15 protein-coding genes and 1 tRNA gene are annotated in these 14,117 nt (G+C 58.5%); 8 read left to right on the forward strand and 8 right to left on the reverse strand.

The window, feature by feature from the left end:
* Position 1: 1 nt before the first annotated feature.
* Positions 2 to 565, forward strand: coding sequence for a flagellar protein FlhE (locus AKL27_RS10390; protein WP_050462742.1), 564 nt, complete (start codon positions 2 to 4; stop codon positions 563 to 565).
* A 24-nt stretch (positions 566 to 589) separates the two neighbouring features.
* Here the strand turns inward: AKL27_RS10390 and radA are convergent, their stop codons facing one another.
* Both radA and alr read right to left on the reverse strand, forming a co-directional pair.
* On the reverse strand, positions 590 to 1,966 hold the full coding sequence (gene radA / locus AKL27_RS10395) for a DNA repair protein RadA (RefSeq protein ID WP_050462743.1): 1,377 nt from the start codon (positions 1,964 to 1,966) through the stop codon (positions 590 to 592).
* A 72-nt stretch (positions 1,967 to 2,038) separates the two neighbouring features.
* Positions 2,039 to 3,121, reverse strand: a complete 1,083-nt coding sequence (gene alr / locus AKL27_RS10400; protein WP_050462744.1) for an alanine racemase — start codon at positions 3,119 to 3,121, stop codon at positions 2,039 to 2,041.
* Between the two features lie 290 nt (positions 3,122 to 3,411).
* Between alr and lplT the strand changes: the two genes are divergently transcribed.
* A complete protein-coding gene (gene lplT / locus AKL27_RS10405; protein WP_050462745.1) occupies positions 3,412 to 4,671 on the forward strand; it encodes a lysophospholipid transporter LplT in 1,260 nt (419 codons plus the stop codon).
* Between the two features lie 66 nt (positions 4,672 to 4,737).
* On the opposite strand, the gene AKL27_RS10410 is transcribed toward lplT, so the two are convergent.
* The 4 genes from AKL27_RS10410 to tsaB are packed head-to-tail and all read right to left on the reverse strand — an operon-like array spanning position 4,738 to position 7,949.
* On the reverse strand, positions 4,738 to 5,703 hold the full coding sequence (locus tag AKL27_RS10410; RefSeq protein WP_050462746.1) for a DUF1853 family protein: 966 nt from the start codon (positions 5,701 to 5,703) through the stop codon (positions 4,738 to 4,740).
* Positions 5,693 to 6,727, reverse strand: coding sequence for a uracil-DNA glycosylase (locus tag AKL27_RS10415; protein WP_050462747.1), 1,035 nt, complete (start codon positions 6,725 to 6,727; stop codon positions 5,693 to 5,695). Before AKL27_RS10415 ends, AKL27_RS10410 begins: the two co-directional genes overlap by 11 nt.
* Positions 6,724 to 7,215 carry a ribosomal protein S18-alanine N-acetyltransferase gene (gene rimI, locus AKL27_RS10420; protein ID WP_332308339.1) on the reverse strand — a complete coding sequence of 164 codons (492 nt, stop codon included), beginning with the start codon at positions 7,213 to 7,215 and terminating at the stop codon, positions 6,724 to 6,726. The genes AKL27_RS10415 and rimI overlap by 4 nt, the downstream gene beginning before the upstream one ends.
* Positions 7,216 to 7,238: 23 nt before the next feature.
* A complete protein-coding gene (gene tsaB, locus AKL27_RS10425) occupies positions 7,239 to 7,949 on the reverse strand; it encodes a tRNA (adenosine(37)-N6)-threonylcarbamoyltransferase complex dimerization subunit type 1 TsaB (protein ID WP_050462749.1) in 711 nt (236 codons plus the stop codon).
* 171 nt (positions 7,950 to 8,120) lie between these two features.
* Between tsaB and AKL27_RS10430 the strand changes: the two genes are divergently transcribed.
* A complete protein-coding gene (locus tag AKL27_RS10430) occupies positions 8,121 to 8,564 on the forward strand; it encodes a thioredoxin family protein (protein WP_050462750.1) in 444 nt (147 codons plus the stop codon).
* A gap of 31 nt (positions 8,565 to 8,595) precedes the next feature.
* Here the strand turns inward: AKL27_RS10430 and AKL27_RS10435 are convergent, their stop codons facing one another.
* Positions 8,596 to 9,504 carry a LysR family transcriptional regulator gene (locus tag AKL27_RS10435; RefSeq protein WP_050462751.1) on the reverse strand — a complete coding sequence of 303 codons (909 nt, stop codon included), beginning with the start codon at positions 9,502 to 9,504 and terminating at the stop codon, positions 8,596 to 8,598.
* Positions 9,505 to 9,675: 171 nt separating this feature from the next.
* On the opposite strand from AKL27_RS10435, the gene AKL27_RS10440 reads away from it, so the two are divergent.
* The 3 genes from AKL27_RS10440 to AKL27_RS10450 all read left to right on the forward strand — a co-directional run bounded on the left by AKL27_RS10440 (position 9,676) and on the right by AKL27_RS10450 (position 11,716).
* Positions 9,676 to 9,948, forward strand: coding sequence for a DUF4148 domain-containing protein (locus AKL27_RS10440; protein ID WP_050462752.1), 273 nt, complete (start codon positions 9,676 to 9,678; stop codon positions 9,946 to 9,948).
* 302 nt (positions 9,949 to 10,250) lie between these two features.
* Positions 10,251 to 11,504, forward strand: coding sequence for an aspartate kinase (locus AKL27_RS10445; protein WP_050462753.1), 1,254 nt, complete (start codon positions 10,251 to 10,253; stop codon positions 11,502 to 11,504).
* Between the two features lie 118 nt (positions 11,505 to 11,622).
* Positions 11,623 to 11,716: transfer RNA gene (locus AKL27_RS10450), tRNA-Ser, on the forward strand.
* A 399-nt stretch (positions 11,717 to 12,115) separates the two neighbouring features.
* On the opposite strand, the gene AKL27_RS10460 is transcribed toward AKL27_RS10450, so the two are convergent.
* On the reverse strand, positions 12,116 to 12,373 hold the full coding sequence (locus AKL27_RS10460) for a hypothetical protein (protein WP_050462755.1): 258 nt from the start codon (positions 12,371 to 12,373) through the stop codon (positions 12,116 to 12,118).
* A 66-nt stretch (positions 12,374 to 12,439) separates the two neighbouring features.
* Between AKL27_RS10460 and AKL27_RS10465 the strand changes: the two genes are divergently transcribed.
* Together AKL27_RS10465 and AKL27_RS10470 are read left to right on the forward strand one after the other, a co-directional pair.
* Positions 12,440 to 13,663 (forward strand): MFS transporter, encoded by a 1,224-nt coding sequence (locus AKL27_RS10465; protein ID WP_050462756.1) that lies wholly within the window; start codon positions 12,440 to 12,442, stop codon positions 13,661 to 13,663.
* Between the two features lie 155 nt (positions 13,664 to 13,818).
* A partial coding sequence (locus AKL27_RS10470) for a hypothetical protein (protein ID WP_157056878.1) occupies positions 13,819 to 14,117 on the forward strand: 299 nt, incomplete at its 3' end.

The raw sequence follows: 14,117 nt of genomic DNA on the forward strand, positions 1-14,117 counted from the left end.
CATGAACCATTCACTGATTTTTTCGATTGTCTCCAGCCTGGCATTGCTGGGCGGCGCGACAACGGCAGCGGCGCAAATACGGATTGATCGCAATTTCAGCGTTGGGGGCACCGCCGGCACCACCACGCCGGCTTCGCAAATACACGCGGTTCCGGCGAACACACCCGCAGTCACCGCAAGCACATCCCCTGCAGTGCCATCCGGCCCGACGGCGGCCTACTCGGCCGATGCCATGGGTCCCACCGTGGTGGCCAAAAATGCCAGCTATGAAACCGTCTTCAGGATTCCCGGGACGATACCGGCAGCAGCCGGCATCACCAACGTCGCGTGGAAATATGATGTGAATCCGAAACCGTATGGATTCGAAGCGGTATTGTGCTGGCAGGATCAGCGCAATTGCTGGAATGTGACGCGCAACGCCAGCGGCAGCACCACGTTTTTCAATGGCAAAAGCGCGGCACAACCGTTCACGCTGCATTACCGCGTCACCGGCAGCGGCCCGCTCGGACCGCCGGCGCAAGGCAGCATGAATCAGATCATTGTTACCTACGCCTTGCCCGGCTAAGTAAACAGATCGACGGGCGGCGACTCAGTCGTCAATATCACGGATTTTTTGCAGTGCTTCGTCAATCCGCTCCACCGCCACTACTTTCAATCCTTCGATTTCCTGTTTGGGCGCATTGGCCTTGGGGATCATGGCAATGGAAAAGCCCAGCTTGGCCGCTTCGCGCAAGCGTTCCTGGCCGCGCGGTGCCGGACGAATCTCGCCGGCCAGTCCGACTTCACCGAATACCACCAGGCCACGCGGCAACGGCCGGTTACGCATCGACGAATTGATGGCCAGCAGTACCGCCAGATCGGCTGCCGGCTCGGTGATCTTGACGCCGCCCACGGCATTGATGAACACATCCTGATCAAACGCGGCAATGCCGGCATGCCGGTGCAGCACCGCCAGCAGCATGGCCAGCCGGTTCTGCTCCAGCCCGACCGACAGCCGCCGTGCATTCGGCACATGCGAACTGTCGACCAGCGCCTGAATCTCTACCAGCAATGGCCGGGTGCCTTCCTGCGTCACCATCACGCACGATCCCGGCACCTGACTGTCATGCTGCGACAAGAACAAGGCGGAAGGATTGGAGACGCCCTTCAGCCCCTTTTCGGTCATCGCAAACACGCCCAGCTCATTGACCGCGCCGAAGCGGTTCTTGAATGCGCGCACCAGACGGAAGCTGGAATGGGTATCGCCTTCGAAGTACAGCACGGTATCGACAATGTGTTCCAGCACGCGCGGTCCGGCCAGCGCGCCTTCTTTGGTCACGTGACCGACCATGATGATGGTCGTGTCCGAGGTCTTGGCGGCACGCGTCAGTTGCGCCGCGCATTCGCGTACCTGCGCCACCGACCCCGGCGCCGAACTCAAGGCATCGGAGTACATGGTTTGAATCGAATCGATGACCGCCACATCCGGCTTGTGTTCAGCCAGCGTCGCCAGGATTTTTTCCAATTGAATTTCTGCCTGCAGCTTCAGGTCACCAGCATCCACCGCCAGACGTTTGGCGCGCAACGCAATTTGCGACCCCGACTCTTCGCCGCTGACGTACAGCACTTTCTTGAGCTTGGAAATGTTCGACAAGGCTTGCAGCAACAGCGTCGACTTGCCGATACCCGGATCGCCGCCGATCAACACCACTCCGCCCGGCACCAGCCCGCCGCCGAGAACCCGGTCGAATTCTTCGATACCGGTACCGAAGCGCGGTACGTCAATCGCTTCGATATCAGCCAGCGTCAATACCGGCGCTGTTTGCGCCAATGCCTGCGGTTGCGACGACAGGCGATTGACGCCCGGCGTTTCAATGATGGTTTCCACCAGCGTGTTCCACTGCCCGCACGCCGGACATTGTCCGGCCCATTTGTTACTGATGCCACCGCACTCGGTACAGGTGTAATTGGTTTTGGCTTTTGCCATGCGGCGCTGTTCCTTGCTTGGTGAATACTGACGGTGATTGCTTGCGGCTCGGGTATGGCGAGCGTTATTGCTCTATTTCTTTTCTTGCACCGGCACCCGGGGCGCCAGCGCGCACATCAACTCATAGCCGATGGTTCCGGCGGCAAAGGCCACTTCATCAATGGACAACTCCTTGCCCCACAAGGTCACGCGACTGCCGACACCGGCCCCGGGAATGGCCGTCAGGTCGACCGTCAGCATATCCATCGAGACCCGGCCGACGGTACAGGTACGCACACCATCGACGATCACCGGCGTGCCATTGGGCGCATGCCGCGGATAGCCGTCGGCATAACCGCATGCCACCACGCCTATCGTCATCGGCTTGTCGGCAACAAAGCGGCTGCCGTAACCGACCGCATCGCCAGCCACGATATGCTGCACGCCGATGACTTCGCTGTCGAGCTGCATCGCCGGCTGCAAGCCGAAATCCTGCGCCGTGCCACCACCCGGGGTAGCGCCGTACAACATGACGCCGGCCCGCACCCATTCATAGGCCAGATCGCCATGCATCAGATCGGTGGCCGAATTGGCGACGCTGTGTTCACCTTCCAGACCGGCCGTCGCCTGCCGGAACCGCCGCACCTGCTCGGCCAGCGGCAAGTCCGGATTGGCGGCGTCGTCGGCATTGGCAAAGTGGGTCATCATGGTGATGCTGCTCACCGCCGGAATCGCGCGCAGGCGTTCATACGCCGCGCGATACTGGTCCGGCGTGAAACCGAGCCGGTTCATGCCGCTGTTCATTTTCAGATGCACATGAAAGCGGGCATCTGGCAGCGCTGCCGCTTCCAGCAAGGCAATCTGCGCATTGCAATGAATCGCGAACTGCAACTGATGCGTCACCAGTACCGGAATATCGCTGGCATCAAAAAAACCTTCCAGCAACAGGATTGGTTTGGTCCAGCCCAATTCGCGCAAGCGCACCGCATTATCGACTTCGATCAGCGCCAGGCCATCGGCGGCGGCAAACCCGCGCACTGCCCGTTCCAGTCCGTGTCCGTAGGCATGCGCCTTGACGACCGCCCAGGTCTTGGCATGCGGCGCATGCTTCCTGGCTACGCTCAGATTATGTTGCAAAGCAAAAATATCGATGGTCGCTACAATTGGTCTTGGCATGATGGATGTCTGAAGTCGGGTCTGAAGTCGAGGGTGTTGCGAGCTTGTTATCTTATCGTCAGCGGATTCAAATTATTTTCCGGCAAGAAAAAGCCGTCAGGGCATTTTACCGGAGCGAGCAGTTTCCACGAAGCTGCCGCATCTGGCAATACATCTGCCAATATGCATGACAACAGCGCAAGGATTGAAGGGCGATATCGCGGCTTACCGTGGTCCCAACTTATCATTGGCATGTCATCTTTTCATGGTATAAAGCAAGCCGGGGATAATTTGTCACATCTTGGATACGGATGAATCGCGGTTTCTACACCATCATGGCGGCGCAGTTCTTTTCGTCGCTCGCCGATAACGCGCTGCTGATCGCAGCCATCGCCCTGTTGGCAGACATGCATGCTCCGGCATGGATGACTCCCATGTTGAAACTGTTCTTTGTGCTGTCGTACGTGGTGCTGGCCGCTTTCGTCGGCGCCTTCGCCGATGCCTTCCCCAAGGGCAAGGTGATGTTCATCACCAACCTCATCAAAGTAGTCGGCTGCGCCATGATGTTCTTTACGGTGCACCCGCTGATTGCCTATGCCGTGGTCGGCTTCGGTGCCGCCGCCTACTCTCCCGCCAAATATGGCATCCTGACTGAATTGCTGCCGCCGGAAAAGCTGGTTGCCGCCAATGGCTGGATCGAAGGATTGACCGTTGGCTCCATCATTCTCGGCACCGTACTCGGCGGCGCACTGGTCAATCCGCGCATCGCCGGCGCCCTTCTCGCCGTTGACATTCCGGCGCTCGATTTCGTCGACACGCCCACCGAAGCCGCACTCTGCGTCATCACCGTGATCTATCTGATCGCTGCCGTTTTCAATCTCAACATCCCCGACACCGGCGCCCGCTACGCCCACCAGCAACACAATCCGCTCAAGCTGATCGTCGATTTTGCCGGTTGTTTCACCACATTGTGGAAAGACAAGCTGGGACAAATTTCGCTGGCCGTTACCACTTTGTTCTGGGGCGCGGGAGCGACCTTGCAATTCATCGTCCTCAAATGGGCTGAAAAATCGCTGCACATGCCGCTCGACAAAGCCGCCATCCTGCAAGGCGTGGTGGCCGTCGGCGTTGCGCTCGGCGCGATTGGCGCCGCCCGTTTCGTGCCGCTCAAGAAATCGCTGACGGTGATGCCGCTCGGGATCGCCATGGGGCTGGTGGTGATGGCAATGACTACCGTCACCTCGGTGTGGGTGGCCTATCCGCTGCTGATCATCATCGGCGCGCTGTCGGGTTACTTCGTGGTGCCGATGAATGCCTTGCTGCAACATCGCGGTCACGTGCTGATGAGTGCAGGCCATTCGATTGCGGTGCAGAATTTCAATGAGAATCTGTCAGTACTGGGCATGCTGGTGCTGTATGCCCTGATGGTCAAGATCAATATGAACGTCAACATCGTGATCATCATCTTCGGCGTCTTCGTCGCCAGCATCATGTATCTGATCATGCGCCGTCATGCCGCCAACCAGCGCGAGCATGACTCGCTGGCCCTGATCGGCGAGCAAAAACATTGAGCCTGTCAGGCGGTCAGGTGCAGACTGACCGTCAGGTGAACCAAATGTCCCGGCAACTGACAGCGGCTAGACGGCTACGATGGCGTGCTGCAATTTTTGTGTGGCCTGCGCCGACCAGTCATCCGGCACGATAAATCCCCGTTCACGTTCCAGCAACACGTCGCCATCGCGGTCGCACAAGGCAATCAGCACCGGTGCCGGCGTGATCGAAAAATCCTGCGCCAGTATCGCCGCCAGTTGCACTCCCGATAGTGCATCGTCAATCGCACAGCGCGTCGGCGCCAGCCAACGCAGGCGCGGCAAGATCACGTAATGCGCGGCCCGACCGAGGTCAAAGCCGCTCAGGCTGCTCCAGAAACCACGACAATGATCAGGCGCAATGCCCAGCCGCGCCGGCAACACTGCTTCCGCCTCCGGATAAAACAGCCAGCCCTTGACCAGCGCCTGCGCCTTGTGCACCGGTACACTGAGATATTGCTGTGCCGCCGGATGCTGCGCCAGCATCAATTGCTGCCGCATGATCTTGCGCATTTTGGCGCCCAGTGAATCCGCCAGATTCGGACCGACAAACGCTTCGGTCCCGACATCGTGCGCACTGGTCTGCAACAGATAGAATTTGGTGGCGAATTCCCAGTGCACTGCCGCCGCACCATCCCGCACCAGAAAATCGAATTCGCCGATGGTGGCATTCGGGCCGTCGCGCACCTGCACGTTATGCGCGATCAGCCGGCCGCTGTGTTGCAGATAAAAGGTCATCAACTTTTCGGCATAGCGTCCGAGGCGATGCGATGGCTGTGTATCGAGCATCGCATGCAAGGCGGCCGGCGCCGCATCAAGTTGTTGCAGCCAGCCGGCAATCCCGGGACTGACCTGATCCAGCACCGCTATGCGGCCCTCCCAGCAGGCCGCCTCAGCGTCCAGCAGCCCCGGCGCATCCAGCAGCCAGGCCAGCGCCCGCACGTGTGGATCATGCAAGTGCCCCCAACGACGATGGAAGCCGGCCTGAAATGACAGCGGCAACTCAGCGCGCATGTTCGGCGTATGCCGTCATGGCCAGGCAGAGATCGGCCCAGGTTTTACTCTTGTCGCCCAACTGCCGCAACAGATAGGCCGGATGGTAAGTCACCACCAGCGGCAACTCCTGATAACGATGCACCGTGCCACGCAATTTCGACACCGGCGTCGACGGATCCAGTCCAAGCAGCGACAACGCTGCAGTTTTACCGAGGGCCACCAGGACTGTCGGCTGAATCAGGGCAATCTGCCGCTGCAGATAAGGCATGCACGCCGCCACCTCTTCCGGTGCCGGCGGCCGGTCGCGACCATTTTCATCGGTCGGGCGGCATTTCACGATATTGGCGATATAGGCGTTTTCACCACGTTTCAGCCCCATCGCCAGCAGCATGTTGTCGAGCAGTTTGCCGGCCGGACCCACGAATGGCTCACCTTGCATATCCTCATTGCGACCGGGACCTTCGCCGATAAACAGCCATTTGGCACGCTCATCACCAACCCCGAATACGGTTTTCTTGCGCCCTTCGCACAAGCCGCATTGACGACACCCCGCGACTTTTTCCTTGAGCGCCGGCCAATCCATACTGGCAATCGCAGGATCAATGCGGATGGCCGGCCCGGCATCATCGTCATCGTCGTGCGGGATGAAGCCCGAGGTCATCTCGACCGCGTCATCCATTTCATGCAACCAGGCCGGCAGGCCATCATCAGCCGCGGACGGTGGCGGCCTTCTGACCGCGGCCGCGGCCGGCATGGTCTGCGTCGGCGTTGATCTCACAGGTGCGGCCGGGGCGGCAACGGGCACTCGCTCCGAGGCGGCAACCCGGGTGGCGGTGCCTGGTGTCGGCGCAGCAGGAGCGGCCGAAGCAACATAAGCGACGGCAACGTCAGCAACCTGCTGCGACCCAGCCGCGACCGGTGTTTCCAGCGCGGCCGCGTCATGCGCGACGGCGCTATCGAGCGCACGACGCAACCAGATCGGACCGACGCCGATTTCTTCCAGCACCAGTGCTGATCGTAAAAATGTGTTGGACTGACTCATAACGACAAACTCATCACAATGGCGTCTTCACGCGTGTTTTCATGGGCCGGATAGTAATTCTTGCGGCGTCCGATTTCAGTAAAGCCAAAGCGCTGATAGACCTGCAACGCGCGCCGGTTGGAGATCCGCACTTCCAGCAAGAGCATCTTCATGTGCTGTTCACGCGCCACCGCCACCGTCTGTTCCAGCAACAAATGTCCGTAGCCCTTGCCCTGCATGTCGGCAGCAACGCTGATGTTGAGCAAATGTCCTTCATCCACCGCCGGCATCACCAGAAAATATCCCAGCAGCCGTTGCGCCGCATCGCGCAAGGTTCTGGCCTGGTAGCCACTGTAGAGCGAATCGAGAAAATTGCCGCGCGTCCAGGGATGCGTATATACCTGCTGTTCGATACTCACCACCTGATCCACGTCTTCAACCGTCATCGGCGCCAACCACAGTGGCCCGAACGTCGTTTGCAAGCCGCTCAATACGATGCCAGCGCTCACTTCGTCGGCTCCGGGCATCTGCTTCACGCCATCCCCGCCGCCGCATGTTTGGCCGCATCGCGCACCACACGCTCCTCCGTCGTCAGCGCCACCTTATTGCGCAGATACAATGGTTGCGCCATATCGAGCGATACGGCCAGCCCTTGCGACAACATCTCCTGTCCCAGGCGCGCAATCTGCGCGGCATGCGGCATCACTTGCGGCAGACCCGGCAACAAACTGGCGGCGGCAAACGCCTTCGGATAAGCACTCAGGCCATTGCCGCAGGCTTGTACCGCCCCTTCGGGCAACACCGCGGCCGGCACACTGAGTTGTGGCTCGATGATGGTTTTCCAGCCGGCATCGTAACGATACTGCGCCCAATAAACCTCACCCATGCGGGCATCCAGAATTGCCAGCACATCGCTGGCGCCACTGATTTCACGGCAAGCCTGCGCCATCGCCGCCAGCGTCACTACCGGCAACACTGACAACCCGGCGCCGAAGGCCAGTCCCTGCACCACACCACAGGCGGTACGGACACCGGTAAACGAGCCGGGGCCGACGCCGAAGGCAATGGCATCACAAGCCGACAGCGAGATGCCGGCTTGTGCCAGCAACTCTTGCACCATCGGCAGTATGGTTTCGGAATGGGTTTGCACGCCCAGCGAAGCGCGCGTGGTCAACTGATCGCCATGCAGCAGTGCGGCAGACGCCAGTTCGGTGGAAGTTTCAATGGCAAGAATAATAGACATGGCCGTATTTTACCGCGCCCGACGCCAATCTCTCTGCAGAAGATCAACCCGCTGACGCAGCGCAACACGGATGCGCTGCGTCAGTGTTTCAAGACGGCCACGGCAAGCCGTGACATGCGGCAAATGCAGAAGCAAATTTGCTTTTGTGCAGACGCGGTAGAATACGCGTCTATGCCCTACGATATTCTCGACGACCACAACCATGACCGGCTCGCTGACGCCCTGCGCGAACAGCGCTGGGTAGTGGCTTGCCTGTGCGCCGACTGGTGCGGCAGCTGCCGCGAGTATGCAGCCAGCTTTGCCGCCTGGGCCGAGAAATATCCGCAGCATTACTTCGTCTGGATCGATATCGAAGATCAGGCCGCGCTGGTCGGCGACCTCGATGTCGATAATTTCCCGACACTGCTGATGCAGCACGGCGCCTGCGTCAGTTTTTTCGGTCCGATGGAACCTGACACACGCCTGGCAGATCGCCTGCTGCAGGCATTGGCAGATCGCTCCGATGAGGATCGTCAACGCGAAGCCGACAGTACCGAGCAGCGCCGCCGCTGGCAAACCGAATGCGACCTGCAGCAACGACTGGCCAGCTTATCCGGTGAGACCGGCGAGGCCTGAGTTCCGGCCTCCAGCTATTTTCAGCCGGCACTCACAACCACGCATCACGCTCCGGATGTGGAAAACGCTCGACCACAAAATCCACAAAGCTGCGCACCTTGGCCGATAACTGACGCCGGCTTGGATACACCATGGTGACCGAAATCTGTCCCATCTGATAACCAGCCAGCACCCGGATCAGTTTGCCGCAGCGCAAATCATCATCCAGCGAAAACGACGGCCGCAGCACGATGCCCATACCGGCCAGCGCAAAATCGCGCAGCAGGATGGCGCTGTTGGATACCGCCTTGCTGGTGATCGGAATGTCGCGCACCCCATCCTCTGTTTTGACATGCCAGTAGTGACGCAAATGCTCATGCGAAAAATTGAGACAAGCATGCCGGCTCAAATCCTCGGGTGTCTGCGGCGTGCCGTGGCGGGCGAGATATTCCGGCGATGCACACAACACCACCTCCGCCACCCCGAGCTGACGCGCCGCCATGCTGGCATCGAATTTTTGCAGGCTGCTGAAGAAGCCGATATCCACCCCTTCCTCAACCAGATCCATATTGCGTTCGGCGACGGTCACATCGAGCACGACGTCGGGAAATGCCTTGGAATAGTCAGGCAAGATCGATCCCAACTGACTCTGGCCGAAACCGACAAAGGAATACAGCGACAGGGTCCCGGCCGGGCGTTTGGTTTCTTGCGCCACGATGGCTTCAGCTTCGTCGATCTCGGGCAAGATATGCAGTACCCGTTCAAGATATGCCTGCCCGACCTCGGTCAACGACAGGCGGCGCGTCGAACGGTTCAGCAAACGCGCGCCCAGATGCGTTTCCAGATCCGCGATATAGCGCGTCACCACCGCATTCGACAGTGACAGCATCTCCGCCGCCCGCACAAAGCTGCCCTGCTCCACTACCTTGGAAAATACCCGCATGGAGAGTAATCGATCCATTTCAACCCCTTAATTATTTCTTAATACGAAACAGTAAATTGCAATTAAACCCATTTATTCCGACTCAGGCAATAGATAAAATTTGCTTCATCGGTACCGGACACACAGCCACAAGCCTTGCACCAGTTACCGAACCTTTGTTTTTCAACGTTTCATTTTGGGAGATTGATCATGAACACCAAGCAACTTACTGCCGCCGTTATCCTGTTTGCCGCTGCCGGCGCTGCCATGGCCGATGCGCCTTATCCACCAGCAAGCAACTTTGTTTCTATCAAGAGCCATGCCGACGTCATTGCCGAACTGCAACAGGCACGCGCCCAGGGTCTGATCTCTGCACGTAACGAATATCCGATCCAGCCCCAAGTGAAACAACACTTGTCGCGCGAACAAGTGGCCAGCCAGAGCGCTCCAACCGGCACACGCAATCTTTATACTGGTGCCTGATCCCGGTTTCACTGCAGCAAGCAACATGGCAATACCGTAACAAACCACCGTCTGCCTTGGTCGTTCTGCCTGGATGGCAGCACCAAGTGTAGATGGCGTAACAGCAACGGCCCGTCGCGGCCGCCTGCTTCATCTCTGCGGCACCATCGCGCTGCAAACACTTCGCCAGCGACTCCCGAATCAATGATTTTACGGCCGTACCTGCCCGTGGCGCTTGTCATTTCGGGGCACTGCCTGTAAAGTCGAGGGTTTGTTTCCACCGGCTCTGATCGGCTTCCGGCAGACCTAATCTTTCCATTCCTATGGCCTTATACGTTCATAAATACGGCGGCACTTCGATGGGCTCGACCGAGCGCATCAAGAATGTCGCCAAGCGCGTTGCCAAATGGCACGACGCAGGCCACCAGGTCGTTGTTGTTCCATCCGCAATGTCTGGTGAAACCAACCGTTTGCTGGGGCTGGCCAAAGATATTATGGCGCAACCCGATCAACGCGAACTGGATATGCTGGCCTCGACCGGCGAACAGGTATCCGTGGCACTGCTGGCCATGGCTTTGCAGGCAATCGGCAAGGAAGCGGTTTCCTATGCCGGCTGGCAAGTACCGATCAAGACTGACTCCGCCTTCACCAAGGCGCGCATCCGCTCGATTGACGATGCCAAGATCCGCAAGGACCTCAACGCCGGCAAGATCGTGATCGTCACCGGCTTCCAGGGTGTGGACGCCAATGGCAACATCACCACGCTCGGCCGCGGCGGCTCCGACACTTCCGCCGTCGCTGTGGCGGCTGCGATCAAGGCTGCCGAATGCCTGATCTACACTGACGTCGACGGCGTCTACACCACTGACCCGCGCGTGGTCAGCGAAGCCCGCCGGCTCAAGACCGTGACCTTCGAAGAGATGCTGGAAATGGCGTCGCTCGGTTCCAAGGTTCTGCAAATCCGTTCGGTCGAATTTGCCGGTAACTACAAGATGCCAACACGCGTACTGTCGTCATTGACAGACCCGTTAATGCCGCTGGAAGAAGAAACCACATCCGGCACACTGATTTCGTTTGAGGAAGACACCAACATGGAACAAGCCACCATAACCGGCATCGCCTTCAGCCGCGACGAAGCCAAGATTACCGTGCTGGGCGTGCCTGACCGTCCGGGCATCGCCTATCAGATCCTGGGCCCGATCGCCGATGCCAACATTGAAGTCGACATGATCATCCAGAATCAGTCGGTCGAAGGCAAAACCGATTTCACCTTCACCGTGCCGCGCGCCGAATACGCCAAGGCCATCGAAGTGCTCAACAACAGCGTCAAGAGCCATATCGGCGCCGCCAGCATCGTCGGCGACACCAAGGTATCGAAGGTATCGGTAGTCGGCGTCGGCATGCGCAGCCATGTCGGCATCGCATCGCAAATGTTCCGCACGCTGTCGGAAGAAGGCGTCAATATCCAGATGATCTCGACTTCCGAAATCAAGATTTCGGTGCTGATCGATGAAAAGTACATGGAGTTGGCAGTGCGTGCATTGCATAAAGCCTTTGATCTGGACAGTGGGAAATAAGCAACCGGATCGCCGGGTCAACAAAAAGCAAGAAACAAACGCCGTAGTGTTGACCAAACCCGCTTGAAAAGATATTATGCGGGTCTTCACTGAGACAGCGCTGTAATGTCTGCAGTGTGGAGACGTGGCCGAGTGGCCGAAGGCACTTCCCTGCTAAGGAAGCATATGGGCTTAAACCTGTATCGTGAGTTCGAATCTCACCGTCTCCGCCAGAAACAAGAAAACGCCCGCGCAAGCGGGCGTTTTTGTTTCCGCTCACTTTTTCAATGTCCGCAGGACATTGCCATCTACGGAGACGAACAAGCCAACAGTTTGGCTTGTGAGTGCGATTCGAAGGGCTGCGCTTGCAAGCGCAGCAGCGGCCTGCAACATGCAGGCGAATCTCACCGTCTCCGCCAGAAATAGAAAACGCCCGCGCAAGCGGGCGTTTTCTATTTCCATTCCCTTTTTAACGGCCTCAAGTGCGCACTCCCACGCGCGAAGACATATCGGTCAACAATCTTATTGAGCCCAAACTAAAAATACGGTAATTCTGGAGATGGCAATTGGCACCCGCTACAGCGAGTTTCGGTTATTCAACGCTGATCATAATTGAGCGGCCGTCACGTCACTTAAAACTCAAACCGAACATCTTTGACCACTTGAATTTTTCCGTAGCTGAAATTGCACATACGAGCGACTTCAAGTTCATTCTTGCTTCCCGGGATACAACCACCTTTAATTTCCACAATATTGGTTCCATCTTTCAGCCACCTATACCACCACCAAAAACCAATTCCCCCGATCATTGATAAAATGCCTCCCGGCACCGCAAGTCGGACGATGGCAACCTCGCACAGCTTCGACCAGTCAACTAACCTGCCCGCCATTACCAGCCTCCAAGCGATTAACTACGCTGCAGCACTCTCTTTACTTTTCAGTTTCCGGATGTCCACATGAATGATTCACCTGCCGCACCGAATATAAGTGCCTTCACCACGTTGCTGTCGCTGGCGGCGATCATTTTCTTTGGCTTCATGACCATCGGTATGCCGTTGCCGGTGATTCCGGTCTATGTCAATCAGACGCTGGGCTTTGGTTCGCTGATGGTGGGTATTGCGGTTGGCTTGCAATCGGTGGTGACCTTGCTGCTGCGCTCGTTTGCCGGTCATACGGTGGATACGCGCGGCGCCAAGTATGCGGTGTTGAAAGGTTTGTGTGGCTGCGTGGCGGCCGGTGTGTTGTATCGGGTGTCGGCGGCCTTTGCCGACCAGTCGCCGACGCTGGCGCTGATCATTCTGCTGAGCGGACGCGCCGTGCTCGGTTTTGCCGAAAGCCTGATCCTGACCGGCGGCATGACCTGGGGCATCGGCTTGCTGGGTCCGGCACATGCCAGCCGCGCCATTTCCTGGCAAGGCATTTCCATGTACACCGCGATTGCCGTCGGCGCGCCGGCCGGGGCCGCACTGTTGCAGCGCTGGGGTTTCATTTCGGTGGCATACACCGTGATCGTGTTGCCGTTGATTGCGATCCTGGTGGCGCTGGCATTGCCGCCCGCCAAACCGATGGCGGGTACCCGCCTGCCCTTCATTCAAGTGATAGGCCGCGTCTGGCGACCCGGGCTGGCCATGACGCTGGGCAGCATCGGCTATGCCGTGATCGCGGCCTTCATTACCCTGTTCTACGCCAGTCGCGGCTGGTCGGATGCGGCGTATGCATTGACCGCCTACAGCCTGACCTTTATCGGCATGCGCCTGCTGTTTGGCGATGCCGTCAAACGTTTTGGCGGCGCCCGGGTGGCGGCGGGTTCCTTGCTGATCGAAGCGGTCGGTCAGGGCTTGCTCTGGAGCGCGAGCTCGCCGACCATGGCGGTCATCGGTGCCGCCCTGACCGGTATCGGCTTTTCGCTGGTCTTCCCGGCACTCGGGGTGGAGGCGATCAAGAATGTGCCGCATCAGAATCGCGGCGCCGCGCTTGCTGCCTACTCCGGATTCTTCGATCTCGGACTGGGACTGATCGGACCGCTCGCCGGGCTGGTAGTCGGTGCCTTCGGCTATGAAACGATTTTCCTGTGTGGTGCAGCCAGTGCCATCATCGGCGCATTTCTGGCGGGTCAGTTCGATCGTCGCAATCAGCGCGATGCGCCATCCGAAATTGACGTAACGCCAGATCCGCACTGACAAGCCGGCATCAAGACCGTGTTGATGAAGATGATATTAATGCGACATGAAGATCGCCTTAATATTGATGAAACAGAATCTCCTCGCGCCGATTGTCAGGCTACAGTCTGATACATCTTGCCACCTGGCACGGCAATATCCTTGCCGGAACCTGAATGGAGAAAGGAACAGCGATGCCGGTACTTGAACTGAACGATAAGGAATTGATCGTGCGCATGAACTTGTGGGAGACCATCGCCGCATTCCAGCGCGACATCCGCATTCCACTGCATCGCGTTCGCGGGGCAATGGCAGGCAACAGCTTCAGAGATTCCCGCTTCGGCCTGCGCCTGCCCGGCACCGGAATTCCGGGCCTGATTGCCGCCGGCACGTATCTCAGCAAGGGCGAGCGACAGTTCGTTTTTGTGACGCGTGGCACACACCCGGTCGTGATTGAGCTGATGCAGTCAAGATG

The sequence above is a fragment of the Herbaspirillum autotrophicum genome (assembly GCF_001189915.1).
GTDB classification, from domain to species: Bacteria; Pseudomonadota; Gammaproteobacteria; order Burkholderiales; family Burkholderiaceae_D; genus Herbaspirillum; species Herbaspirillum autotrophicum.